Annotated in this window: 21 protein-coding genes and 2 pseudogenes; 14 read left to right on the forward strand and 9 right to left on the reverse strand. The window is 40.6% G+C overall.

The features are described 5' to 3' along the window. Positions 1-236: 236 nt before the first annotated feature. The 3 genes from ACWU4D_RS17565 (at position 237) to ACWU4D_RS17575 (ending at position 4,912) form a co-directional block, all read left to right on the forward strand. Positions 237-1,430: a multidrug effflux MFS transporter gene (locus tag ACWU4D_RS17565; RefSeq protein ID WP_456052750.1), complete on the forward strand. Its 1,194-nt coding sequence runs from the start codon at positions 237-239 to the stop codon at positions 1,428-1,430. A gap of 72 nt (positions 1,431-1,502) precedes the next feature. Beyond that, positions 1,503-3,200 carry an FAD-dependent oxidoreductase gene (locus ACWU4D_RS17570; RefSeq protein ID WP_456052751.1) on the forward strand — a complete coding sequence of 566 codons (1,698 nt, stop codon included), beginning with the start codon at positions 1,503-1,505 and terminating at the stop codon, positions 3,198-3,200. Positions 3,201-3,211: 11 nt separating this feature from the next. Beyond that, positions 3,212-4,912: an FAD-binding protein gene (locus ACWU4D_RS17575; RefSeq protein WP_456052752.1), complete on the forward strand. Its 1,701-nt coding sequence runs from the start codon at positions 3,212-3,214 to the stop codon at positions 4,910-4,912. A gap of 116 nt (positions 4,913-5,028) precedes the next feature. Here ACWU4D_RS17575 and ACWU4D_RS17580 read toward each other — a convergent pair whose 3' ends face one another. Beyond that, on the reverse strand, positions 5,029-5,472 hold the full coding sequence (locus tag ACWU4D_RS17580) for a MarR family winged helix-turn-helix transcriptional regulator (RefSeq protein ID WP_456052753.1): 444 nt from the start codon (positions 5,470-5,472) through the stop codon (positions 5,029-5,031). A gap of 289 nt (positions 5,473-5,761) precedes the next feature. Here ACWU4D_RS17580 and ACWU4D_RS17585 point away from each other — a divergent pair, with 289 nt between their 5' ends. The 9 genes from ACWU4D_RS17585 (at position 5,762) to ACWU4D_RS17625 (ending at position 14,936) form a co-directional block, all read left to right on the forward strand. Continuing rightward, the gene (locus ACWU4D_RS17585) at positions 5,762-6,949 is read left to right on the forward strand and encodes a multidrug effflux MFS transporter (RefSeq protein ID WP_456052754.1); all 1,188 of its coding nucleotides are present in this window, start codon (positions 5,762-5,764) and stop codon (positions 6,947-6,949) included. A 256-nt stretch (positions 6,950-7,205) separates the two neighbouring features. Next, a complete protein-coding gene (locus ACWU4D_RS17590; protein WP_456052755.1) occupies positions 7,206-7,763 on the forward strand; it encodes a ricin-type beta-trefoil lectin domain protein in 558 nt (185 codons plus the stop codon). 232 nt (positions 7,764-7,995) lie between these two features. Next, positions 7,996-8,553, forward strand: a complete 558-nt coding sequence (locus tag ACWU4D_RS17595; RefSeq protein WP_456052756.1) for a ricin-type beta-trefoil lectin domain protein — start codon at positions 7,996-7,998, stop codon at positions 8,551-8,553. A 412-nt stretch (positions 8,554-8,965) separates the two neighbouring features. Next, positions 8,966-9,271, forward strand: a complete 306-nt coding sequence (locus ACWU4D_RS17600) for a PTS sugar transporter subunit IIB (RefSeq protein ID WP_456052757.1) — start codon at positions 8,966-8,968, stop codon at positions 9,269-9,271. Between the two features lie 15 nt (positions 9,272-9,286). Then, a complete protein-coding gene (locus ACWU4D_RS17605) occupies positions 9,287-10,603 on the forward strand; it encodes a PTS sugar transporter subunit IIC (protein ID WP_456052758.1) in 1,317 nt (438 codons plus the stop codon). Between the two features lie 77 nt (positions 10,604-10,680). After that, positions 10,681-11,034 (forward strand): PTS lactose/cellobiose transporter subunit IIA, encoded by a 354-nt coding sequence (locus ACWU4D_RS17610; RefSeq protein WP_456052759.1) that lies wholly within the window; start codon positions 10,681-10,683, stop codon positions 11,032-11,034. Positions 11,035-11,060: 26 nt separating this feature from the next. Continuing rightward, complete coding sequence (locus ACWU4D_RS17615; RefSeq protein WP_456052760.1) at positions 11,061-12,464, forward strand: glycoside hydrolase family 1 protein; 1,404 nt, start codon at positions 11,061-11,063, stop codon at positions 12,462-12,464. A 68-nt stretch (positions 12,465-12,532) separates the two neighbouring features. Then, entirely contained in the window at positions 12,533-13,942 is a 1,410-nt protein-coding gene (locus ACWU4D_RS17620; protein ID WP_456052761.1) for a glycoside hydrolase family 1 protein, read from the forward strand. Between the two features lie 31 nt (positions 13,943-13,973). Further along, positions 13,974-14,936, forward strand: a complete 963-nt coding sequence (locus ACWU4D_RS17625) for an ROK family protein (RefSeq protein WP_456052762.1) — start codon at positions 13,974-13,976, stop codon at positions 14,934-14,936. 10 nt (positions 14,937-14,946) lie between these two features. Here ACWU4D_RS17625 and ACWU4D_RS17630 read toward each other — a convergent pair whose 3' ends face one another. Both ACWU4D_RS17630 and hflX read right to left on the reverse strand, forming a co-directional pair. Then, a complete protein-coding gene (locus ACWU4D_RS17630; protein ID WP_456052763.1) occupies positions 14,947-15,969 on the reverse strand; it encodes a LacI family DNA-binding transcriptional regulator in 1,023 nt (340 codons plus the stop codon). 148 nt (positions 15,970-16,117) lie between these two features. After that, entirely contained in the window at positions 16,118-17,467 is a 1,350-nt protein-coding gene (hflX, locus tag ACWU4D_RS17635; RefSeq protein WP_456052777.1) for a GTPase HflX, read from the reverse strand. 342 nt (positions 17,468-17,809) lie between these two features. On the opposite strand from hflX, the gene ACWU4D_RS17640 reads away from it, so the two are divergent. Beyond that, entirely contained in the window at positions 17,810-18,247 is a 438-nt protein-coding gene (locus ACWU4D_RS17640) for a universal stress protein (protein ID WP_456052764.1), read from the forward strand. Between the two features lie 911 nt (positions 18,248-19,158). Here ACWU4D_RS17640 and brnA read toward each other — a convergent pair. Both brnA and ACWU4D_RS17650 read right to left on the reverse strand, forming a co-directional pair. Next, positions 19,159-19,401 carry a type II toxin-antitoxin system BrnA family antitoxin gene (gene brnA / locus ACWU4D_RS17645; protein WP_456052765.1) on the reverse strand — a complete coding sequence of 81 codons (243 nt, stop codon included), beginning with the start codon at positions 19,399-19,401 and terminating at the stop codon, positions 19,159-19,161. Next, positions 19,388-19,627, reverse strand: a pseudogene (locus ACWU4D_RS17650) (BrnT family toxin); the annotation flags it as partial. The gene brnA and the pseudogene ACWU4D_RS17650, both read right to left, overlap by 14 nt. A gap of 90 nt (positions 19,628-19,717) precedes the next feature. Here ACWU4D_RS17650 and ACWU4D_RS17655 point away from each other — a divergent pair. Next, positions 19,718-20,005: pseudogene (locus tag ACWU4D_RS17655) on the forward strand (transposase); the annotation flags it as partial. A 27-nt stretch (positions 20,006-20,032) separates the two neighbouring features. Here ACWU4D_RS17655 and ACWU4D_RS17660 read toward each other — a convergent pair. The 4 genes from ACWU4D_RS17660 to ACWU4D_RS17675 form a co-directional block, all read right to left on the reverse strand. After that, on the reverse strand, positions 20,033-21,022 hold the full coding sequence (locus tag ACWU4D_RS17660; protein WP_456052766.1) for a DUF2314 domain-containing protein: 990 nt from the start codon (positions 21,020-21,022) through the stop codon (positions 20,033-20,035). Between the two features lie 156 nt (positions 21,023-21,178). After that, positions 21,179-21,955 carry a hypothetical protein gene (locus tag ACWU4D_RS17665; protein ID WP_456052767.1) on the reverse strand — a complete coding sequence of 259 codons (777 nt, stop codon included), beginning with the start codon at positions 21,953-21,955 and terminating at the stop codon, positions 21,179-21,181. Between the two features lie 335 nt (positions 21,956-22,290). Beyond that, entirely contained in the window at positions 22,291-23,289 is a 999-nt protein-coding gene (locus ACWU4D_RS17670; RefSeq protein WP_456052768.1) for a hypothetical protein, read from the reverse strand. A gap of 103 nt (positions 23,290-23,392) precedes the next feature. Next, complete coding sequence (locus tag ACWU4D_RS17675; protein WP_456052769.1) at positions 23,393-23,947, reverse strand: hypothetical protein; 555 nt, start codon at positions 23,945-23,947, stop codon at positions 23,393-23,395. Between the last annotated feature and the right edge of the window lie 375 nt (positions 23,948-24,322).

Raw genomic sequence — 24,322 nt, forward strand, 5'->3', positions numbered from 1 at the left:
CGAAATGAAAAGCTAGACGCAAATTCAACGAAAGGATTACGCAACAATCCCGATACAAATACAGTCATTTTTGCCAACATCTGTTAAATAAATACGCAACACAATTGTTTAAGATCAATCTCTTATTCGTAATTCTCTCTTTAGCATTCCCATTTGTTGCACGCACAACAACTAGGTGTTATGTTTATTTTTGTTGTGGATGCAACAATAAATATTTTTACAAAGATGAGATAACTATGAAGTCCAACGCTGTCCCTTTTATTTTAGTTTTATTTCTTGCCAGTGTTTTTGCACTGTCTCCTTTAGCAACCGATAGTTATTTAGCGGCGATTCCGCAAATGGCTAGCGAACTTAATGTCGTCACAGGTTCTGTTGCCATTACGGTTAGCATATACATTTTTGTTATGGCACTTGGCCAAATGTTCGGTGGCCCACTGTGTGACCGTGCGGGAAGACGATTTAGCATGATGTTAGGTTTGACTCTGTTCGTCGTTGGCGGTTTTGTTATTGCTGGGGCTGGAAATTTAACAATCCTCTATGTTGGTCGATGCCTTCAAGCATTTGGTGGCGGTATTGCATTTGTATGTGTTCCGGCCATTATTCGCGACGTTGCTTCCGGTAAAGCAGCCGCAAAACTATTCACACTAGTCGCTCTAATCATGATGGTTGCACCTGCTATTGCACCAATATTCGGTACGTTGGTTTTAAAAACACTAGGTTGGACTTGGATATTCATCCTAATGTCTCTATTTGCCGTTATCACAGCCTTTATCGGGGCAGTATCTATTCCTAAAACTAATAAACCGGCGCACCAGAAATCACCAAGTATTATCCAAGGTTTTATTGAAGTTTTTAACACTCGCGAAGCAAGAAAATACGCGATTATTCTGGCTGCGACATTCTCTGCATTAATGATTTTTCTAACAAACTCTTCCATGATTTATATCGAGCACTACGGTTTGAGTGAAGAGATGTTTGCAGGAATACTTTTGGTCAACACCATTGCTAGCATCGTTGCGAACCGTATTAACGCTTTTCTTCTTAATAATCATTCCCCACAAAAACTCTTGTCTCTGTTTGTAGGCTTGCAAGTATTCGGTCTGTTAATACTGCTCACCTCTCAAGTGTTGATGCCTGAAAGTTGGGTATTCTCGGCCACCGGTTTTATTATCGCGAGTGGTTCACTTGGCGGAATCTTTGGTAACTCCAACGCTTGTTTTATGGCTTATTTCCCAGAAAAAGCAGGAATCGCATCGGCGTTCATTGGTGCATCTCAATCTATCGGCAGTTCCATTATCGCCGCGCTATCAACCTTACTCCTATCAAGTGGAATATGGACGCTAGCAATAATGATGCTAGTAATAAGTGGCACTGCATTTCTAATTTCAACCGGCAACGAAAAACATACCGATACACTCGATGCCGTCTAACTCGAATTTAGAGGCTAAATAATAAAGCCTCAGTGATTAAAAATTTATTTTTAGTCTAATAAGCACCGATAAATGTCACCGAAAGGTGTCATTTATCGGTTCACACTGATAAGGAAGCAAAACGATATGCCTATTGAAAGTATTAATGCTGATTTATGCATTGGATGCGGTACCTGTGTGGCCCGCTGCCCAATGGATATTCTGCGACTAAATACCCAACCAGAAGTGAAACAAGAACAATCGCCCTGTAGCGCAGCCTGCCCGCTTGGTGTAAACCAACGTGAATACCACAACTTAATTGAGTTAGATATGCTCGATGAAGCGGCTGAATTACTGGCAAAATACCATCCAATGCCGTCTATTACTGGCCGTATTTGTCCTCACCCATGTGAAACTCCGTGCTCGCGTGCAATTGTTGATTCCGCAATCAACATCAATGGCCTAGAGCAGTATTTGGGCGACTACCTACTAGAGCAGGGATCAACAGCTTCCGTTTCAGGAGACAAGGTAGCCGTTATTGGTTCAGGTCCTGCTGGCTTAGCCGCGGCTTATCACCTTGCACAACAAAGCTACAGTGTCACGGTTTTCGAGCGTGAACAAAAACTCGGTGGCTTGCTACGTACTTCTATTCCTTCTTTCCGTTTACCAGAAGAAGTACTTGATAAGCAAATCGAAGCCTACAAGCAAATGGGCATTGAGTTTAAAGCCGGCGTTTCTATCAGTGATGCCTCAGAACTCGAAGCTCAAGGGTATAAAGCGGTAATTGCTGCAACTGGCGCATCTAAGCCATTTACTCTTTCAGTTCCAGGTAACGATGCAGAAGGTATCACAAGCGCTATTTCCTTCTTATATGATGTAAAAGCGGGTACTCCTGCTGACCTAACAGGTAAAAAAGTGGCTGTCATCGGTGGTGGTAGTGTCTCGCTAGATGCCGCTCGTACCGCCGTTCGTTTAGGTGCAGACGCTGTAAATGTGATCTGTCTTGAGCGTGTTGAGCCCGGTCATAAAGATACAATGCTAGCGCTGACTGAAGAGATTGAAGATGCCATCGATGAAGGCGTTGTGATTAATACATCTCGCAGTGTCAGCTCTTTTGAAACACAAGCTGGTAACGTAAGTGCTGTTAAGATGGTTGAATGTTTAAGTGTTCGCGATGATGGCCGCTTTAACCCTGTCTACGGTGAAACGGTATTAGATGAAACTATCGATGCTGACTTTATTATTTTAGCGATTGGTCAAACCGCTGATGCTGAACTCGTACCAACGGGTTTTGCAACCAACGAACGTGGTCAAATCCTCTCTGATAAAGTGACCATGCAAGCTGCCAATAGTCTTTTCGCCATTGGTGATGCGGTTACTGGCCCAACAACAGTTGTAGTAGCAGCAGCCGCTGGTAAACGTGCGGCGCTAACTGTTGACCGCTTCCTAAAAGGTGAAGAATTAGCTCAAGGTCTAGAGACTGAAGTTAAGCAATTTGATATCAGTATCTTAACCCAACAAGCATGCGCTGAAGTCGCTAAAGCACCTCGTGTAGAACGTCGTCGCCTACCGATCGAAGAATGTAAAACGAGCTTCGCAGAAACACTCAAATCGTTCGATTGGAACGAAGCCGCAAAAGAAGCTGAACGCTGCTTAACCTGTGGTAGTAATGCAGAAATCGCATTCAAAGTGGATTGTCAAATTTGTAACATCTGTGCGCATTACTGCCCAGTAGACGCAATCGAAATTACGCCGGAACGTAGCTTCCCACCAATTACAGCTTGGGGCTAAGGAGCGAAAAAATGAACAATACAAATACAACTTACAAAGAGTACACCACCGACATTTTAGTCATTGGTAGTGGTTATGCCGGAACGTTTGCTGCGATTAAAGCTAAAGAGCAAGGCTTTGATGTATTAGTGGTTGATAAAGGCCGTGCAGGGATGGGTGGCAAAACTCCTTGGGCTGTTGGTTTCCAAGTTTTCGATCCGAAATCGGGTCAGCCAAGAGAACACACCATTCAAAGTACCGCGCGTGACAGCGATTACTTGGTACGCCGCGATATCGTTGAAATGTGGCATGAAGATTCACTTGATCGTTACCGCGAGATGGCTGACTGGGGCGCAGTTGACAGACCCGATGGCGACAAAAACCAAGGCGATGTATTCCGTAAAAAGCTACGCGAGAACGACGTTAAATTATTAGAAAAAGTCACAATTGTTGATCTGATTGAAAAAGATGGACAAGTCGTCGGTGCGATTGGTTTCTTTAACCAGCGTGAACAGGCGGTTGTGATTAAAGCAAAATCGGTCATTCTGTGTACTGGTGCTGGTAGCTTTAAAGTACCAGGTTACCCTATTGGTGCCCTAACCCACGATGGACAAGCCATGGCTTACCGTTTAGGTGCTGAAATTTCTGGTAAAGAAAACGTCGATCCGCATGAAACTAAGAAGCGTCACTTATGTCACCCTTGGGGCGCATTCGGCCCTGAATTTGAACTGACCCTAATGGTCAAATTCGACGCATTTCCACCACCATTTGTCGACGGAAAACCGATTATCGATGGCGTAGCGCCTTCAGATAACCCTGACTATGTGCCACTTGATCCGGATTTCAGACCGCCTCGTCCGCCATTCCCGATGATTGGTGGTGATGATATGACCTATGCAGCAATGCGTGGTGATGTCCCTGTTACGCCAGAGGTGATGTTCGGTAGTAAAGGTCAGAAAGGCCCACACATTCTAGACGAAGATGAAGAACTGTACTTTGCGGCGACGTCAGGTATGGCACAACACCGTTTCGATGGTATCTTCACTAAAATCGGTAGTCATCAAGCTGGTGTGAACGGCCTATATGCAGCGGGTGATTCTACCTATTCTGCTATCAATGGCTTAGGTGTAAGTTCTTGTGGCTCAACGGTACAAGGTGCGCGCGCAGGTAATGAAGCCTCAGAATACATCAAAGGCTTATCAACACTACCAGAAGTAAGTGACGATGAGATTCAACAAAAAATCGATGCTGCCTTCGCTCCGCTTAAGCGCGAGAGAGGTTATTCACCGACTTGGGTTACTCAATATTTACAGCACATAATGACGCCTTATTTCGTTCTTTATGCAAAACGTAAAGAAACACTAGAAGCGGCAATTATGAACATTGAGTATTTACAACAAAGTGTTCTTCCTAAAATGAAAGCAAGTAATTCTCACGAATTGCGCCTTGTTCATGAAACCATCAACATGGTGCTCAATGCAGAAATGAAGCTGCGCGCTTCACTATTCCGTGATGAAAGTCGTGGTTCGCATTACCGTGAAGATATCCCAGCTCGTAATGACCAAGATTGGCTAGCTTGGGTTATCATCAGCCAAGAAAATGGTGTGATGAAGTGTACTAAGCGTCCAATTCCTGAAGAATGGAAGCCTGATCTTTCTAAGCCTTATGAAGAGCTACACCAAGCCCGTTTCCCTGGCGAAATGGAATACTTAGCGAGTAAAGAGAGTGCTTAATTAAACACTCAAAATAATAATGGCGGTCATATGACCGCCATTTTTTTACTTAACATTAATTACTGCTTTTCTAAATTGTCTTTAACCCGCTCTAAGTGATGTTGCTTACGCCAACACTAGCGTAAATGTTCAGCACCCAGTTTACGAATCAACCGCAAGAATTCTTTTGACTCTTCTTCACTGAAACAATCATAAAATTTTTGTTCTATAGGCGTTATCGTTGTCTTTACGATCTCAAGCTCTGCTTCACCAAGCTCGGTGAGGTTTAACATTTTAAGTTTCTTATTATTTTCAGCCTTTGATGTAACCAAATAACCGCGTTTTTCTAGGTTGTCGACCATACGCTTAGTCGCACTGCGTTCATTCTGAATAATATCTGCCAGTTGCTGCTGACTTAGTGGTTGGTTTTCCTGAACAGCGGCCAGTGCCCTAGACATTTCTAAAGTCATCAGCTTCTCTTTTGACAAGGCTGTGGTTACGTTATTTCTAAATTGTCGGTGTACGGCACCACAAATAAACATAGGTTGGTGTTCTATCTTGTCATTGTGAATAGATTTCATAATAGAGTGACCTGCAAATAGCATTGTGCTGAAAGTATTGAAATTCTTCTAAAATAATGGTTTCCCAAAAATGAACTAGGGGAAATATAGACTGAACACTATAAATGACCATCGTTGCACCTGCAACAACTAAGTGCTACAGTTCACTATAGTATATTCCGTATTAGACTTGGATGCATTTCAAGTTAATACACACAGCGTCGCACTGCGTAACCTTATTCTTGTATTTAACGATGAATACACGTCAAGTTATGTACATGAAAAAGCTTCAACGAATAATGAGTAATTAATGAAAACAGTTCCTTTTAAGTTAGTTCTATTTCTTGCCAGTGTTTTTGCATTGGCCCCTTTCGCTACCGATAGCTATTTACCGGGTATACCTTTAATGGCTAAAGACCTGAATGTTGACTCAGGGCCTGTTGCTCTTACGGTGAGCATTTATGTATTTGCGATGGCATTTGGGCAATTATTTGGTGGTCCACTATGCGATCGAGCAGGACGACGCGTCACCGTTATTCTCGGCTTGATTATGTTTGCCATTGGCGGTTTCTTGATTGCTGGAGCAGGAAGTTTATCCAGTCTTTATGTCGGTAGGGTTATTCAAGCGCTCGGCGGTGGGATGGCGTTTGTCTGTGTTCCTGCGATTATCCGCGATACCGCAACGGGTAAAGAAGCCGCAAAATTATTTACACTCATCTCTTTGATTATGATGGTCGCGCCTTCTATTGCACCAACCGTCGGTACCTTAATTTTAAAACTATTGAGTTGGCATTGGGTTTTTATACTCATGTCCATTTTTTCGATAGTCGTTATCTTTGCAGGGTTACTGATTGTTCCAAATAACTATAAATACGAGAAACAAGATAATCCAAGTATCGTACGTAGCTTTGTAGAAATATTTAATACCAAAGAAGCTAGAAAATACGTTGTCATTCAAGCAGCAACTTTTTCTATACTCATGATCTTTTTAACCAACTCTTCGTTGATTTTTATTGAACAATATGAACTAAGCGAAGAGCTGTTTTCGGCTCTGTTTCTGATTAATACCAGCGGCAGTATTGTTGTAAATAGAATTAACTCATACCTACTAAGTAGCCACTCTCCGCAAAAGCTGCTCAGCTTATTTATCGGAATGCAGGTAGTTGGGGTTTTAGTCGTTCTGATTTCGCAGCTAGTGGTACCCGACCTTTGGATTATTACCTCTATCGGCTTTGCGATAGCGCTCTCTTCGTTAGGTGGGATAATGGGCAATTCAAATGCCTGTTTTATGGCTTACTTTAAGAAAAATGCAGGGACAGCATCTGCGTATATTGGCGCTTCCCAATCGATTATTAGTGCCGTCGTTGCTGCACTTTCCACATTGGTACTGATTCAAGGGTTATGGATTCTAGCGTTGTTAATGTTAGGCATTAGCGTTGTGGCACTTGTGGTTTCGATGAAGAAAGAGCAACAATCTAATATGAGTCAATCCGCTTAATTGAGAAATTGGAAAATTCATAAATAGAAATAATTTACATTCGCTATTTATGCCATATTTTAATAAAATAATGTTGTATATGCACCACTCAACCGTGCAACGGTATAACAAGCTACGTACAAAAAGCCTTAATCTTAGCGACTAGCACTATTAGCCGTTACAAACAAAAAGGCATCAACGTAGAAATCAAAGCCCCTACCATGATAGTTAGGCGCGAAAATTAAAACTATAATAACGACATAAATAAGGAAGATATATGAACCGCTCAATGTTCAAAGTTTCACTTTTATCTCTAGTAGTATGCTTTTCTGGCTATGCATCTGCGGCAGCACCAGATGTTCCGACTGAAGCCCCTTATATCGTACTTTCTGATAACCTAGATGAGCCAAATGGATACGGTTTCTGTATTGATACTTTTGGTGCAGGTCAATCAGAACTTATGCACACTCATACTTGTAAACCACAAGTAGCAAAAGATTCACCAAAATATGCTGGTGGCAATGATGTTCGTTTTGAATACGATACAGCAACAAAACAGATTCGTTCGTTTGCCTACGAAAATCAATGCGTACAGGTTTTAATCGCGAAAGGAAAGTCAGAGTTTGCCCTACTTGATTGTAGCGACCATGCACATCAACAATTTGCTTACCAATCAGAAGACAAAACATTTAGACTCGCAGACGAACTCGAGCAATGTGTTGTCGTAAATACAGAAACAGTTAAAGCCGGACCTTGGGTTAAGCGTACTTTGCAACTGGCTAAGTGTGATGAAATTGACTCAACGTTAAAGCAGTGGGACGTAGTTTCAAAATAGGACGACATTGATACCTATCTATAAGTTATCGTTAACATTTTGAATGTTAACGATAATTTTTTCTTCTTTTTCTATTTCAATCAAATCCGTTCCCTTCCTAAAATAACGCAATTCTTGAGAACTCGTTACATGCCCTTTAAGTCAATTGCCGTGGGTTACGTAGCAAACGTTGCCCTCTACTGTTATAGTAAAAACACGCTGTGATTATAATAACTAAACAGAAGGACGCCCTATGAACCGCTCTACACTAAAAATATCACTCTTATCTCTATTTGTTTGTGTTTCTGGATATGCATCCGCCGCTGCACCAGATGTCCCTACCGCTGCTCCTTATATTGTATTAACCGATAATATCGATGAACCTAACGGGTACGGTTTCTGTATAGATACATATGGCGCAGGCCTGTCAGAACTGATGCAGACACATACTTGTAAACCAAAAACCGATGAAGGATCACCAAGAGATCACTCTGGTCATGATGTCCGTTTTGAATATAAAGCTGAGACACAGCAGATTGAATCTTATGCATTTGAAGGCAATTGTATGCAGGTTCTAATCGCCAAAGGTAAATCAGAATTTGCCTTACTTGACTGTAGTGACCATCCTCATCAAAAATTTGTTTATCAATCAGACGATAAGACGTTTAGACTCGCAGAAGATCTCGAAAAGTGTATTGCCGTAACGACTGAGACTGTAGAAGCAGGACCTTGGGTTAAGCGTGCTTTACAATTAGTAGAGTGTAGTGAAGCTGATACCACGTTAAAGCAATGGGATGTGGTTTCAAAATAGAAACCTAGACTTCCCAATGTAATCAATTCAAGAAGGGTGCAGCAAATCTGCACCCTTTTTTCGTTTTTGTTGTCACCTTTTTATTCACCTTTATCAATAACTCGCCTTAATCTTCCAACCAACATCACTCTGTGTATACCACTCGTTGACCTTTAGGATCTACATAAAGAAACCGAGACCACAAAGCTCTAAACCAGCTCAAATTTTACTCCAATTCTATTTTCTTGTGATCCAGCTATGAAAAAATTAGATCCCACCGAAACTTTTCATCGCCAATTAGCATAAAAAAAAGAGATCAATCACATAAATGGTACCGGTTACTGTAACCGGTTTCCGAAACCGGTTACATTTATTTCGGAAACAAGATGTAACCTATCGTAGAAAACAAGAATGACAAAAAAGGATAATGAATATGACTAAGATTCTACTCTGCTGCGCGGCTGGTATGTCTACCAGTATGGTCGTAAAAAAAATGAAAGAAGCCGCTGCCAATAAAAACCTTTCAGTTGAAGTCGAAGCCGTCGGATTGGATGAATTTGATGCCAATCTAGCAACCTATGACTGCTTTCTTTTAGGCCCTCAAATCAAGTACAAATTAAATGATTTTAAGGTTAAAGCGGATGCTGTAGGCAAACCCGTTGCTGTCATCAATGCCATGGATTACGGCATGATGAAAGGCGAAAAAATACTCAACGATGCTCTTGCTCTACTCGCTTAACCCCGGAGAAATACTATGTCTAACCCGTTTTTCGATTTCATAGAAAACAAAATAGCTCCAGTCGCTGGTGCATTTGCGTCACAACGTCACGTGAGTGCAATTCGTGATGGATTTATCGGCGGCATGCCTTTTATGATCGTCGGTTCATTTTTACTCGTGTTCGCTTTTCCTCCCTTTTCTCCTGATACTTCGTTCGCGTTTGGACAATGGTGGCTCGGCTTATCGCAAGAGTATCTTGAACAAATAATGACCCCTTTCAATATGACCATGGGGATCATGTCCTGTTATATCAGTGTGGGGATTGCCTATAACTTAGCAAATCACTATAAGTTAGATGCGCTTCCTACTGGACTACTTTCGCTGATGACCTTCTTGTTAGTCGCGGCCCCAATGGAAGAAGGCAAGTTATCCGCCTCATTCATGGGGGGTACCGGTATTTTCACCAGTATTATCGTCTCCATCTACGTTACCGAGCTGACTCGCATACTAAAAGAGAAAAATATTGGGATAAAACTGCCTGAACAAGTTCCTGCAAAGATACGTCAGTCATTCGATCTATTAATTCCTGCGCTCGTGGTTATTTTCACCATCTATCCACTAAACCTATTACTACAAGGGCAGTTTGACATGATTTTGCCTGCCGCCATCATGTCGTTATTTGCACCACTAATTTCAGCGTCTGATTCATTGCCCGCCATTCTCTTAGCGGCATTTCTTGCACACGCATTATGGTTTGCAGGGATTCATGGAGCAGCCATCGTGGGTGGAATCATGGCTCCTTTCTGGTTAGTGAACCTAGGACTAAACCAAGATGCACTCGCGGCCGGTGGCGAATTACCCGCAACGTTTATTGAACCATTCTGGAGTTTCTTCATTACACTGGGTGGCTCTGGCGCAACCTTTGCGCTTGTCTTACTTTATCTACGCAGTAAATCAGCTCACCTCCAATCCATTGGTAAGCTTTGTGCGGTTCCAACTCTTTTTAATATCAATGAACCCGTCATTTTTGGTAGCCCAATCGTAATGAATCCAATCTTATTCATTCCATTTGTAGGCACACCGATGATCAACGCCACTATCGCCTACACCGCTGTTCAAACAGACATGATTGGAAAGGTGATTTCACTCGTACCTTGGACGGCTCCAGCTCCAATTGGTGCGGCATGGGGTGCCGGTTGGGAAATGAGTAATGGCTTATTAGTCATTGGACTGATCGTACTGGATATCGTTATCTACTACCCATTATTCAAGATCTACGAAAAACAGTTATTGAAAGAAGAAAATGCGGTAACCGAGCAATCATCAGAATCCCAAAGCTTGCAATCAGCATAATAAAATAGCGAATAAAAATGGGATTCAGCCATGGCCGCTTCCCATTTATTCCACCAATTATTAACCGGAGAACACACATGATGACACAAGCAAGTCCTGCCGAAATGGACTCTCCTATCGAAGATTTAGAAGAAACCGTAATGGAGCTAATTATTAATGCCGGTGAATCTAAGAGTTGTGCGATGCAAGCTCTTTACGCCGCAAAAGCCGGAAAATGGGACGAAGTTGACGGACTTTTAGATGATGCCACAGCTGCCGCTAAGCGCGCCCATACCGTTCAAACACAACTAATTGGTATGGATCAAGGAACGGGAAAAGTCCCCGTCAACCTAATCATGGTTCATGCTCAAGACCACATCATGACCTCTATGTTAGCGCGAGAACTTATAGAAGAGCTCATCAATATTCATCGCTCAATGCAAGGCGCGTAACAAGATTTAACTAACTAGGAACAACAATGGACACAACTAAATTGAAAAATTTTCCTGATGATTTCTTTTGGGGAGCTTCAACCTCTGCTTACCAAGTTGAAGGTGCTTGGAATGAAGATGGCAAAGGCCCGTCAGTCATTGATATGGGAAACGTGGTTGAAGGCACAACCGATTTTACAGTCACGAGTGATCACTACCATCGCTACAAAGAAGACGTTGCATTATTTGCTGAACTTGGGTTGAAAGCTTATCGCTTCTCCGTCGCTTGGACTCGTATTTATCCAAATGGCGATGGTGAAGTTAATCAAAAGGGCATTGAGTTTTACAGTAACCTGATTGATGAGTTACTTAAATATAATATTGAACCGATCCTCACGATGTATCACTTTGACCTACCCTACGCTTTGCAAGAAAAGGGTGGCTGGTCAAATCGCAGTACTGTCGATGCGTTTGCGCTCTACAGCAAGACCTTATTTGAATTGTTTGGCGATCGCGTTAAATACTGGCTGACTATCAACGAGCAAAATATGATGATTTTGCATGGTGACGCTTTAGGGACAAAACATGTTGCTGGTGAGAATCCGATGAAGGATCTCTATCAACAAAACCACCATATGTTACTGGCTCAAGCTAAAGCCATGACCCTATTTCACGAAATGCTGCCAGAAGCCAAAATCGGTCCTGCTCCCAATATTTCGGTCATTTACCCTGCATCTTCAAAACCAGAAGATATTCTTGCGGCCAATACGTTTACCGCGCTGCGCAACTGGTTATATCTGGATATGGCCGTGTACGGACGTTACAACAAAACAGCCCTTCGTTTCTTAGAAGAGCGTGACGCACTTCCAGACATCGAACCCGGTGATATGGAAATCATGGCGACCGCTAAGCCCGACTTTATCGCCTTTAACTATTATAACTCTCAAACTGTTGCTGCCAGCACTGGTGATGAAAGTGATATTAACTCAACAGGCGATCAACAAATCACGATTGGCGAAGTCGGCGCGTACAAAGGTGTTGGCAATGAGCATCTTACAAAAAATGAATTTGGCTGGGAAATTGACCCTGTAGGCTTTCGTACCACAATGCGTGAAATTTACGAGCGTTATGCCTTACCACTAATCGTCACTGAAAATGGTCTAGGGGCATTTGATACTGTCGAACAAGACGGCTCTATCAATGATGATTATCGAATCGAATATCTACAGAAACATATCGAACAAGTACAACTTGCGATAACTGATGGTGTTGAAATGTTCGGATTCTGCCCATGGTCTGCGATTGATTTGGTGAGCACTCACCAAGGCTGTTCTAAGCGATATGGCTTTATTCATGTCGACAGAGAAGAGTTTGACCTCAAAGAAATGAAACGATCTAAGAAACAAAGCTACCATTGGTATAAAAAAATAATAACAAACAATAGCTTATAAAGAACCTTCCAACCATACTCCTGAAAGGTTACGTACCTTTCAGGAGCTCAATTCAATGGAAATAAAGTATGAAATTTGCCAACGATTTTCTATTCGGCGCTGCGACGGCTTCTTATCAAGTCGAGGGGGCTTGGGATCAAGACGGAAAAGGTCTGACGAACTGGGATGAATTTACCAAAATTCCAGGAAAAACATTCGAAGGTACAAATGGCGACGTCGCGATTGATCATTACAATCGTTATAAAGAAGATATTGCCCTAATGGCAGAAATGGGACTCGAATCCTACCGTTTCTCCATTTCTTGGGCGCGTATTTTTCCGGATGGCACAGGTAAAATTAACCAGAAAGGCATCGATTTCTACAATAACCTGATTGATGAGTGTCTAAAGTACGGCATTGTCCCTTTTATCACGTTATACCACTGGGATTTACCACTCACACTAGAGAAAAAAGGTGGCTGGTTAAGCAAAGACACCTCTGACGCCTATATCGAGTACGCCAAACTCTGCTTTAACGAATTTGGTGATCGCGTTAAGCACTTTATCACTTTCAATGAAACGGTGGTCTTCTGTTCACTTGGTTATATGCGAGGTGCTCATCCACCAGGCATTCAAAACGACCCGAAAAAATATTTTCAAGCGACACACAATGTATTTTATGCGCATGCGCGAGCGGTGATCGAATATAAGAAGTTAAATCTGTTCGGTGAGATTGGTATAAGTCATGTTTTCAATCCCGCGTTTGCCGTCGATAATTCCGAAGAAAATCTATTTGCTCAAGAGCACGCAAATAAGTTTAAAATGAACTGGTATTTTGACCCAATTTTGCTTGGAAAATACCCTGAGTATGTCGTCAAACAACTCAAGCAAGAAGGCAATTTACCAACGTGGACTGAAGAAGAATTGCAGACCATTTTTGAAGCAGCGCCGCTAAATGATTTTGTTGGCTTAAATTACTATCAACCTATGCGTGTTGAAAAAGCAGACGGCCAAGTCAAAACTCGTGATATGTCTCGTGAAAATGCGACCGGCTCTCCTGGCGATCCGAGTTACGATGGTGTCTATCGAACAGTAAAAATGGATGACAAGCGGTATACTAAATGGGATTGGGAGATCTCTCCGGAAGGTTTTGTTCAAGGACTGAATATTCTCAAAGAACAATATGGCCAAATAAAAATGTACATCACAGAAAATGGCCTAGGGGACGAAGACCCGATTATTGAAGGTGAAGTCTGCGATATCGCTCGAATTCACTTTATTAAAGATCACCTATCGGCCGTTAAACAAGCGATTGCCAATGGTGTCCACATTAAAGGTTATTTCGCTTGGTCAGCGATCGATTTATTGAGCTGGCTAAACGGGTACAAAAAACAGTATGGCTTCATTTATGTCGATCATAAAGATGGACTGAAGCGTAAGAAAAAAGCGTCATTCATTTGGTATCGAGACGTCATCGCCAACCGTACCGAAGAAGTCTAATTCATTACAAAACCGGAGAGAAAACAGCATTATGGCAACCTATCTGTCGTTTGATATTGGTGGAACAGACATTAAATTTGGTGTCGTAAATGATCGCGGAAATATTCGTCATCAGGGAAAAGTAAAGACAGCTTCCACTGGCGAAGCGATCATTCAAACCATCGTTAATATAAAACAAGAGTTAGAATTTCAGTTTAGCTTGGATGGTGCTGCTTTCTCTGTACCCGGCTTTGTCAATGTTGACACTGGCTATTTGAAAGCAGGAGGTGCGATTAAAGACTTCTGCGAGTTCGATTTTAGAACGATTCTTACTGACAAACTGATGCTTCCTGTCGAAGTCGAAAACGATGTCAATTGCGTTGCCCTCGCTGAAAAGTGGCTAGGCAAAACTAAAGAAGTGCGTGATTTCATCTGCATTACATTAGGCACAGGTATTGGTGGCGCTATTTATCTTGATGATCATTTAGTCCGCGGACACAGTTCTATGGCAGGAGAATTTGGCTATACCTTCATTAACTATGCACACTCCACCGCTGATAAAAACTCTGAGACCATGAATCAAACGGCCTCGGTGAGAGATGGTTTGCGTCGCCGGTATGCGTTATATAAACATTTGCCGAGCTTTGATAATCTCTCAGGCAAAGATATCTTTTCGTTGGCCGAAGAAGGTGATGAGATTGCCATCAAAGTGGTTGACGAGTTCTACAAGAGCATCGCCGTTGGATTACATAACCTCACCTTTATGTTGAATCCTAAAAAAATCATCATTGGTGGTGCTATCAGTAACAGACCCGATTTGATTCCTAACGTGACGAAAGAAATGAAGAAGTTAATCGCAGCTATTGCGGTTATAGACAAACTTAACCTCGATGAATTGGTTACCATCGAGCCAACTTCATTTAACAATGATAATGGCCTAATCGGCGCGGTCTACCATTTTGTCACCATGAGAGCCAAACGGCCCTATAAAAACTATTCTCTAAGTCTTGGTTAGGTGAAAGGAACTACAAGTCTAACCAACTCTTATCAGCGTGATACGGTATCACCGAATTACGCTGAATTAACCGACCGTGATGGTGATGAGACGTGGGTGAAATATTGGTATCAACGAGCTCCAATGCAAGCTCCATGGCTTGTTTCGTCATCACTTCAATCGGAAGCTCTACTGTCGTTAACGTCGGATTAAAAAACTCAGTGACCGGGTCATTATCAATCCCAGTGATAGATACCTGCTCAGGAACTTTAATCCCCTCTTCTTCCAATGCTTTCAGCGCCCCAACCGCCATATTATCGTTGAATGCGACGATAGCGGAGAAAGGAACTTGCTTGGCAATAAGTCTCTTGCACGCTTCGTAACCACTTGTCATATGGTAATTTCCGCTTTCAATAAGAGCATTCACCAATGGGATTCCATAAGGCTCGAATGCATTCTTATATCCTGATAGACGAGCTTGACCGGTTAAGTTTTCAAGCGGCCCCGTAATACAAGCAATTTGTCTGTGCCCAAGCGCTATTAAATGTTCCATAACCATAGTCACTGCGCCCTCCTGATCAAAGGAGACAGTATGGTATGCAGGCTCTATGGAATATCGATTCAGAATCACCAAAGGTATGGAAAGTTGACTATAGAGTTTTTTGATATGTTCATCACACAAAGTTCGACTGTAAAGTACAACGGCATCACAACGCCCTTCAAGCTGGCGAATCGCTTCATACTCTTGGTCTGGATCATTCTTACCGTCGGTAACCAGAAGCTGCTTACTCGCGGTATCAGCACTCGCGGCAGCCTGTTTGAGTAGAAGCCCGAAGTGAATTCCATCAAAATCCGAAACAACTAACCCAATATTATTGGTGCGATTCGTCGCTAATGCTTGTGCTAGCTTATTTGGACGATAACCGAGTTGATCCATCGCTGCAAAAACCACTTCTCTCGTGGATTCTTTTACTTGTCCAGTTCCATTAATTACACGCGATACCGTGGCTTTAGAAACACCAGCCAATTTACACACATCAACGATAGTACTCATTCGCGCCCTTACCTTTACCAGACAAATTAATAGCCGATCTAAATTCTAAATCATTATGGTAATAATAGCATGCAATGTAACCGGTTACACTTTGGTTGTAACCGTTTTGCTCAATAATTTGATTTCCGTCTTTAATAGCCGCTTTATTCTAGATTTTATCCAGCATCCGCTTTTTTAGTCTTGCTAAATCAATAGCATTAGAACGAACAGTCAATTTAATATGGTTGTAGTCGTATTCCTCTTTCGCCACGCTCATTGTCGAACGAATTTCACCAATAATCCCATTCGCGGTATAAGGGACGATGATTTCTTCTTCAATCATTTCTTCTTCAGCGACACCGACAATATACTTATGTAACTGTGCCACATCGAGTGGGTTGCGTGTTGATGTCATCATCGCATCAGGAAATTCTTCCATTAGCGCGTGTTGCTGCTCTTCACTCAATTGGTCAGATTTATTCAGCACCAATAATCGTTTAATGCCATCAACACCGACTTGCTCTAATACCTCGTGTACAACATCAAGTTGAGTACGGAACGTTTTATCCGACGCATCGACGACATACAGTAATAACGAAGCGTCATGGGCTTCTGCTAACGTCGAATGAAAAGAAGCCACCAAATCATGAGGCAGTTTTTTAATAAAACCAACCGTATCAGACACTAAGATTCTTGGCTGAGTAGCTGGGTGCAGAGCTCGTACCGTGGTATCTAACGTCGCGAATAATTTATTTTCAACCAAGACTTCGCTACCCGTCAGTGCGCGCATCATCGACGACTTACCCGCATTGGTATATCCGACTAACGCCACACAAAAGAGGTCAGAACGTTGGGTCCTACGTCCCTTCAATTCATCTTGAACGCTCACCAGTTCACGCCTTAATTCGGCTAATTGGTCACGAACTTTACGACGATCCAGCTCTAAAGCCGTTTCACCTGAGCCCTTCCCCATCTGGCGTTCGTTATTTTCGCTGGTTGATTCTCTAAGCCGTGGTGCTAAATAATTTAGGCGGGCAATTTCAACTTGAAGTCGTGCGGTCCGAGTCCGAGCATGACGACTAAATATTTCAATAATAATACCGGTGCGGTCAAACACTTCAACGCCAAGTTGATTCTCGACATTACGCAGCTGAGACGGAGTTAAATCGCAATCAAACACCACGACATCAACAGAAGACAATGGCATATAGTCCGAGGACATATCGTCAAATGACGACTCATCAAATAAATCGTCATCAAGATCTTCGCCGGTATCTTTAATAAGTCCTCGGTTACCAGTGAGATGTGCGATTTCAGCCAACTTACCCACTCCCAAGACATTGAGGCCTTGAGTTGAATTTTGTTTTTGAGACTGAGAACCAACAACTTTAAACCCTAAGGTCGTCACTAAGCGAGCCAATTCCGCCAAAGATTCTTGCGCTTCATCACCTTTAAACTGTGGTGTGCGAATAGAGATAAGTAGTGCATTGTTAAGTGACGCTTTTGCAGTTGGGTGCATAATGTTTACTGAAATTGCACCTAAGTGCATACCTGATCTAATTGAAAGTGGCTCGATCCTACGCTGTTATAGAGCGGCTTTATAGTGGAATATTGAACAAATTTTCGATTGACCTAACTCGGCGTAGTGAGCACATGTGTATAAACCAACCTAAATTAGAGCAGAAACAGGCGCTACATCAATATATCCCTTTATTTATGCAAATAAGTTCATCTTTAATAACCACTTTATTCTAGAATTAATAGATAAATCGCTTGATACAGCCAACAATTAGGCGCATATTCCAAATATAGAAAACACGTGAAAAATTAATACGTTAACTTTTTCTCAAGGAGATAAAAAATGTTTAAAAAAATTCTAGTACCTGTTGATCTAAACGACAAAGGTTTTTCAGATCGAGCGATTGAACTTGCCATTTTACATGCCAAAAGTTCGGGTGGAAAACTCTACTTACTCAATGTAATGCCAGGCGTTCATATGCCTCTGGTTTCAACCTACTTTCCCAAAGAAGCCGCTGAACGAATGAAAGAAGAAGTGGAAACAAAACTGCGGGAATTTGCCGAAACTCACATTGGTGACGAAGTGAAATATTCGATGCGAGTTGATACTGGGCGCCCCTACACCACCATATTAAACTACAGCGAAAAAGTCGGTGCTGATCTTATTGTGATTCCAAGCCATAAGCGTTCAAAAGTAGACCGAGTGGTGTTGGGGTCTGTTGCAAGCAAAGTGGTAGAGCATTCTCCGATTAACGTTTTAGTTGTTAAACCTAAAAGATAATTAAGCCTTATATATACTGATTCATTGACGATCTGACACCTTTGGTGGTGAAGCGAGACCTAGTCGTACAGACTGTCCCTGTGCCACCAAAATTGCTTCTTGGTTGAGTCTTCTTAGCGTTTTTTACTTAAACTAGCGCAACACAAATAACCTCAAGTATGGAATATTTATTTAACTTGATGCCCGGTAATTATGGTGCTGATCATATCTCTTATTCAAAGAATTTCGGGACAGAGTTCTACGAGGATTTATGCTGGATTTACCAGGAAGGTTAATCACATACGGCCTAAAATCAAAAAAACCATCGCTGTCACTTAACGCCTCTGAAAAAGGGTTTGATGGCGATGACTTAGTTAGCTCTTAGGTCAACTAACAATAGGTTATCAACACGCAATTAATTTAACGATAACAAGCTTAGTCTTTTGATTTAAAGCTCAAAATCAACTCAAAAACTATCGAACCAATAATAATTATAAGAATTTGCTTAATAACCATTAAAGTATCCCAACTTCGATCATATGACAGGAAGCTGCTTCCTAAACAAAATATCAATGTAAAAGGCAGACTGTAATACAGAACCCTCTTATAGAAAGGCAATTGCATCCGCGTTTCCCAATCGATTCTAACTTTTTCGTTCATTTTCTGTTTAAATGCTGAAAAATTAATCATTTTTAAATGAGCCTAAATTAAAAAGTAATTTCAGTGATAAGGATTGCTTAATTCATTACTGAGTAAATCAGCAACAGAACTAAAAAACCAGCTCAAAATAGAGATCCTACAGCCTCAACCGCCCTGTTAAGGTGAGAGCAACGCTAACACGAACCTAATGCACTGCGCCATAAACACAAAACCCAACGATGACATAAAAATGCCAAGCGTTGGGAATCACTCTTAAATACTTTGATAGCCGTTTAGTCTGAAGTGTGGTGATGTGCTACATTTTCAAGCCTTTCTGCTAGCCAAATCTTAATAATCGACTGTCGTGTAACACCTACTCGGCTAGCTTCACGGTCTAATGATTCTAACATCCATGCTGGAAAATCAACATTTACTCGTTTTTGTTTTTGCATTGGACGTTTAACTTTAGATAAATCTAAATCACCTAAAATATCATCGTCACTTTCAAACTTAGCATCAAACTCATGCGCTTTCATATAAGCTCACCTCCATTTTACGTGAACGTCTGACTGAAATGATCCTAATATTTAACCCACGATATGTAATGACACCCGACCAATGCTTACCATTCAGCATACCGATGACCAAATATCTAGGCTCATCACTTGTATTTGCAGGTATCTCGATAAGATCAGAGTCGTTCCACAAACCTTGAGCTGTATAGAAATCAATTCCGTGCTTCTCAAAGTTCGACCTGCTTTTTTAATCATCAAATTAAAACTTAACTATGAGTAAAAATTAAATCTTTTTTACTCATTTGGCAACTTGTAGATTTGTTGAAGATTTGGCAATGACAATCAAACCAGCTCTTTGGTTGGTGTTGCTCCAATGAACAAAGAAAGTGGGCGCTTCAAAGGTCATAGAAAAATCCAAGGAGGACGGCATCAGGTTCGAACTGTTTCGTACATGGCGATGATGTCCGCAATACAGTCCAATCCCGTTTTTAAGGAGACTTATCAGCGACTCGTCGCGGCTGGAAAGCCCAAGAAAGTAGCTATCATTGCCTGTATTAGAAAGATGGTTGCGATCTTAAATTCAATGTTGAGAGATGGCGTAATGTGGGAAGCACCAAAGCTCTAAATTAACTATTGAGACCATAGTCTATTGTTAGGCTTCCCAAGGGGGGAGTTCACCAATAGGCTGGATAATATACTTAAATTTCTTTTTGAAACTTTTAATTTCAGAAATTGGCATTCTTTCGAAGTCCACTCTAAGCATAAAACCACCATACATTTTTCCATTGTAATATAACATCCAATCCTCAACACCACGCATTGGAGTAATGTATGTATCACCTAAATTGACAAATCCTGACAAAGTATTATTTGCAACTTCACCAACAATGTTATCTTCATTAATATTTATACTATTTATCCAAATATGCTCATACGTGCCATCTCCAAAAGGAATTATAACTTTCACACTAAGCTCTGCACCAGATTCTTCTATCCAATCGCGATGTTTAATTACACTTACAAATGACAACTTAGCACTATTTATAGCGTTAATTATTTTTGGATCATCTCTTTTAAAAAATTCATGTGCAGTTAAATTAGCCTGAGTTTGATAACAAAACCCACTTTTTAGAAGTATCATTTCACAATATTTAAATCTAAGCTCTCTCGCAAATTTTGACACCTCGATTGCAGGTGAATCGTTCAAAAACTGCTTGCCAAATGTTAGCTCTTCTATCTCCGATTTAATTAATCTCAAATATACTGAAATTTCATGTACAGTTGTAGAATCTAAAACTTGTGAGTTAGTTTCAATATTATTTTCAAGTAAATCCACATGTAATCGTAATTGTGAAAGTAATAACTCGACATCTTTATTTTGCTCTATTTGCGAAAACAGCAACTCTATTCCATGGAGCTCTCTCGATATATTGTCTAATGAATTCACTTTTCGATCTTTTATTTCAGTCCACTCCTCAAAGTCAATATATATTGATAGAGAAGCTGAAAGAACTGCAACCCAAAACAGGGCTAAGCCAGCCTTCGATATTTTTTTTAACCCTTGCTGTTCGGAATGCCATGTATCCCCTCGAATAGCAATTATCGCAGCAACCATTGATAGTAATGTCAGTATTATTTTCATATTCAGTTTGCCTAATTAGCTAGCAAAAGTGTTGCACTTGGTCTGTGAATTCAGCTTACATAGCCTAACGCCCTGTTAACAGGCAAAAATAAGTTGGCTAAAATAAGCGACGAAGGAGCAAAAGCCAACTGTTTCTTTTCCTTGTTGAACAGCTTGTTAGAGTGCGTCTACCAATTCCCACCCTTTGTGAGTTATTTCAAATATTTCACCTTTATGCCCAAGCGGTTTTACAAAGTCATGGTCTACTAATTGATTTAAAGCTGCTTCATATTTTACAAATGATTTCTGATCTTTAGAACCAAAGGCGTTTTTGCCTGCTTGAATTGTTCTATCGCTCAGCGTACTAATTTTCATGATATTTCCGTTCTTGTCAGAAGAAGCTGCAATTAGTATTTCCTTTGCTTCTTTTGTCAGCATATTCTCAGGTTGCTGCTTGTTTTGTAGCTCACTTGATAACATATCGCGTTCGGCTCTAATGGAATCAAGTTGCTTAATAAGTTTCTCTTTTGTTTCTGAATCTTCGATATCTGCGACAGCTTCATCCCTTTTAGCTCTATCGATAAGTTCATTCTCTTTTACAGCAAATAAGTTTGAACGAGATTGCTCTAATTGGGATTGTTTGATTGTCTTTTTATGTTCGGCTTCAAGCTGAAGATTTTCGACAAGCTCCTTTGGTTTTCTTTCGACAATACCAAAGAGGAATTTGAGCCAGTGTGCTGTTGCAGCAACAAGAGCTCCAATAGCTAAGGGATAGATCAATAGTGTATAAATATCAGTTTGAGCATCAAACAAAGCTAATTTTTCTTCAGGCTTTCCTTTTGAAAGTATAAGTAAGAAAAACCCCCTCCAATTTAAAGCTATAAATGCAAGGATTGCATAACCAAAATACGGCGTTTTAATACGATTATTTACAGCATCGACGACTTCTTTCACTGAACTCTCCTTAGCACTCTAACAGTTGTTATATAGACACTGTCCACGTGACAATGTCCATATAATTAGAAACCAAACTATCTAAAACTCTGTATCACAACAACTTAGTAAGTCTGAATATGGAAAAATGACGACAATGTCGTTATAAGTAAGAATCGTATTCTATTTCGATTAACTGTGCATCAAAATACTAGACTTAATGCATATTTATTGACGAGTGTTAATTTGAGTGATGTGCGAATTGCTAACACACAATGGGACAGGAACGAGTTTGGCGACTATCACATATTAGTTTTATATAAGCAAAAGATTTGAAGCCTTACGCTCTTGTTATATTATTGATACTCGACACACTGATAGAGAGCAATTACCTTTTTTGTTAATGGAGCTAATGCGTCAACTACACTTTCCAAACTGTTATCTTTAAAGAAGATAATACTAATTTCAGATTCTTTTACCCCACGGTTTGAAGGGCTAGATGTAGTTAAGCCATATTCTTTGAACAAGGGTTCAACCACGTCTCTGAGTTTTGTTAGGTTTGCCTTTTTCTTGGACTTATATTCATTGTCTATACCTGCGTATTGATTAAGCCTTAAATAGTAATCACCCGACTTCTTGTCAATACGCCAAAATATATACTCAGGTATATTTCCGTAAGCATTCAGTTTATGCGCAATATCTAGCTGAGTCCACGCAGAGCCACCAACATTAGATCGTGATTTAAAGTAAATAGAATCATTAATTCCATCTACAGATTGATATAGGATATCAATTAAATGCTGTTGTGCTTGGCGGCTAGAAAGTAAGTGATGCTTATTCTCTGGCACCATGGATAGTTCAATTTCTGCAATAGGTTCAACAAACTGCTCCACTAAGTAACTCTTGTATTGCGTTATAATTTCACTATTCAACGACAAGCCATTTAGAGCTTTCAATAAGCTTCTCGAGTCGATGACTTCATACCCGTTCTTTTTAGTTTCTTTTTTTTCTTCATAGTTAACTCTTGCCAACTTAAGGTACTTATAGTGTTGGAAATTTGGGAATATTTCTTTATACCTTCGAAGTTGATCTGAGTGGATACTAGAATATGTTTTGTTTTCAAACAAAACGCCATACGATGCAGAGTCAACATCATACCTGACAATCAAATCCGTATTTTTTTCTTGTCGACTAACCTCTACATTTGTAATTTCATTAGCTTGTTCTGAGCACAAATCTAGACGCTTAAAAAATGTAAGTATTTCATTATTGTTGTCTTTGATTTCAAGAATCAACCAAGCTAAGAAACCATCAGTTGTTAACTCTTTAGGAGAGTGACTAAACAAATTATTCATAATTCACCAAAATAATATAACGCCAAGTTAACCGGCACCCGGAGCGCAGCGTAGGCTGTCCGAGCGAGGAACGAGCGTTGTTGACTTTTTGTTAGGTTATTCTTCACTTTAGCCTCGAATCAAAGAGATTTTTCTTGGCGAATTTTCGGTATTGCTTAATCGACTTCTCTTTGTTCTTTTCTCTTTTTTTACTGGCTTTAACAGCTTTCTTTGGATTGCCTCCAGAAGTAAAGTAGTCCGTTCCCTCTATTGGCTTAAAATGAGCTATCTCATACAGATTTCTCATCTGCTTCATTGAAGAAATCCATATTCTATTGTTGTGATCCACTGCAACAAAGTGTTTGATTTTCCATATGGTTACTAGAGTGTAAGGTTCTTCTACTGTAAATGACTCTGCTTCATTGAGCAGCTTATCTACAGATTTATTTGCTCCAAAAAAGTGTGTGCCTTTAGGCCATTCAAACACGCCAACTGATTTTATAAATACTGGGCGCCTACCTGTGTTAAAAAGAGTTATGCGAACAGATTTTTCTCCTATCTCACATGAAAACTCGATTTTTGGGTTATCATTACTAAATTTTAAATAGGCCAAAATTAATGCGGTTATTGATATAACGACACTGAAAATTGATATATATGATTGAATCGATAATTCCATTCGTTCTGAAACCTAACAGTTAAGTATTTATCGGTTGTCGAAGCACAATGGATAAATACCTTGAACAGTTGTTATATGGATATTGTACACGTGACAATGTCCATATAATTAGAAACCAGACTATCTAAAACTCTGTATCACGACAACTTAGTGAGTCTGAATACCAAAAAATGACAACAATGTCGTTATAAGTAAGAATCGTATTCTATTTCGATTAACTGCGCATCAAAATAATAAACTCAATGCATATTTATTGACGTGTGTTAATTTGAGTGATGTGCGAATTGCTAACACGTAATGGTCGAGTAGACGACACTTGTTACCAAGTGCCGCCCCTCTAAGAACCGTACGTGCAACTTTCACTGCATACGGCTC

Source organism: Vibrio phycocola (genome assembly GCF_053850235.1).

Excerpts from the sequence above, each read along its gene's own strand:
- ACWU4D_RS17600 (WP_456052757.1), top strand. The coding sequence starts at position 8,966 with ATGACTAAGATTCTACTCTGCTGCGCGGCTGGTATGTCTACCAGTATG.
- ACWU4D_RS17660 (WP_456052766.1), bottom strand. The coding sequence starts at position 21,022 with ATGAAAATAATACTGACATTACTATCAATGGTTGCTGCGATAATTGCT.
- ACWU4D_RS17675 (WP_456052769.1), bottom strand. The coding sequence starts at position 23,947 with ATGGAATTATCGATTCAATCATATATATCAATTTTCAGTGTCGTTATA.
- ACWU4D_RS17590 (WP_456052755.1), top strand. The coding sequence starts at position 7,206 with ATGAACCGCTCAATGTTCAAAGTTTCACTTTTATCTCTAGTAGTATGC.
- ACWU4D_RS17620 (WP_456052761.1), top strand. The coding sequence starts at position 12,533 with ATGAAATTTGCCAACGATTTTCTATTCGGCGCTGCGACGGCTTCTTAT.
- ACWU4D_RS17570 (WP_456052751.1), top strand. The coding sequence starts at position 1,503 with ATGTCACCGAAAGGTGTCATTTATCGGTTCACACTGATAAGGAAGCAA.
- ACWU4D_RS17565 (WP_456052750.1), top strand. The coding sequence starts at position 237 with ATGAAGTCCAACGCTGTCCCTTTTATTTTAGTTTTATTTCTTGCCAGT.
- ACWU4D_RS17610 (WP_456052759.1), top strand. The coding sequence starts at position 10,681 with ATGATGACACAAGCAAGTCCTGCCGAAATGGACTCTCCTATCGAAGAT.
- ACWU4D_RS17605 (WP_456052758.1), top strand. The coding sequence starts at position 9,287 with ATGTCTAACCCGTTTTTCGATTTCATAGAAAACAAAATAGCTCCAGTC.
- ACWU4D_RS17670 (WP_456052768.1), bottom strand. The coding sequence starts at position 23,289 with ATGAATAATTTGTTTAGTCACTCTCCTAAAGAGTTAACAACTGATGGT.
- ACWU4D_RS17580 (WP_456052753.1), bottom strand. The coding sequence starts at position 5,472 with ATGAAATCTATTCACAATGACAAGATAGAACACCAACCTATGTTTATT.
- ACWU4D_RS17585 (WP_456052754.1), top strand. The coding sequence starts at position 5,762 with ATGAAAACAGTTCCTTTTAAGTTAGTTCTATTTCTTGCCAGTGTTTTT.
- ACWU4D_RS17595 (WP_456052756.1), top strand. The coding sequence starts at position 7,996 with ATGAACCGCTCTACACTAAAAATATCACTCTTATCTCTATTTGTTTGT.
- brnA (WP_456052765.1), bottom strand. The coding sequence starts at position 19,401 with ATGAAAGCGCATGAGTTTGATGCTAAGTTTGAAAGTGACGATGATATT.
- ACWU4D_RS17615 (WP_456052760.1), top strand. The coding sequence starts at position 11,061 with ATGGACACAACTAAATTGAAAAATTTTCCTGATGATTTCTTTTGGGGA.
- hflX (WP_456052777.1), bottom strand. The coding sequence starts at position 17,467 with ATGCACCCAACTGCAAAAGCGTCACTTAACAATGCACTACTTATCTCT.
- ACWU4D_RS17625 (WP_456052762.1), top strand. The coding sequence starts at position 13,974 with ATGGCAACCTATCTGTCGTTTGATATTGGTGGAACAGACATTAAATTT.
- ACWU4D_RS17630 (WP_456052763.1), bottom strand. The coding sequence starts at position 15,969 with ATGAGTACTATCGTTGATGTGTGTAAATTGGCTGGTGTTTCTAAAGCC.
- ACWU4D_RS17640 (WP_456052764.1), top strand. The coding sequence starts at position 17,810 with ATGTTTAAAAAAATTCTAGTACCTGTTGATCTAAACGACAAAGGTTTT.
- ACWU4D_RS17575 (WP_456052752.1), top strand. The coding sequence starts at position 3,212 with ATGAACAATACAAATACAACTTACAAAGAGTACACCACCGACATTTTA.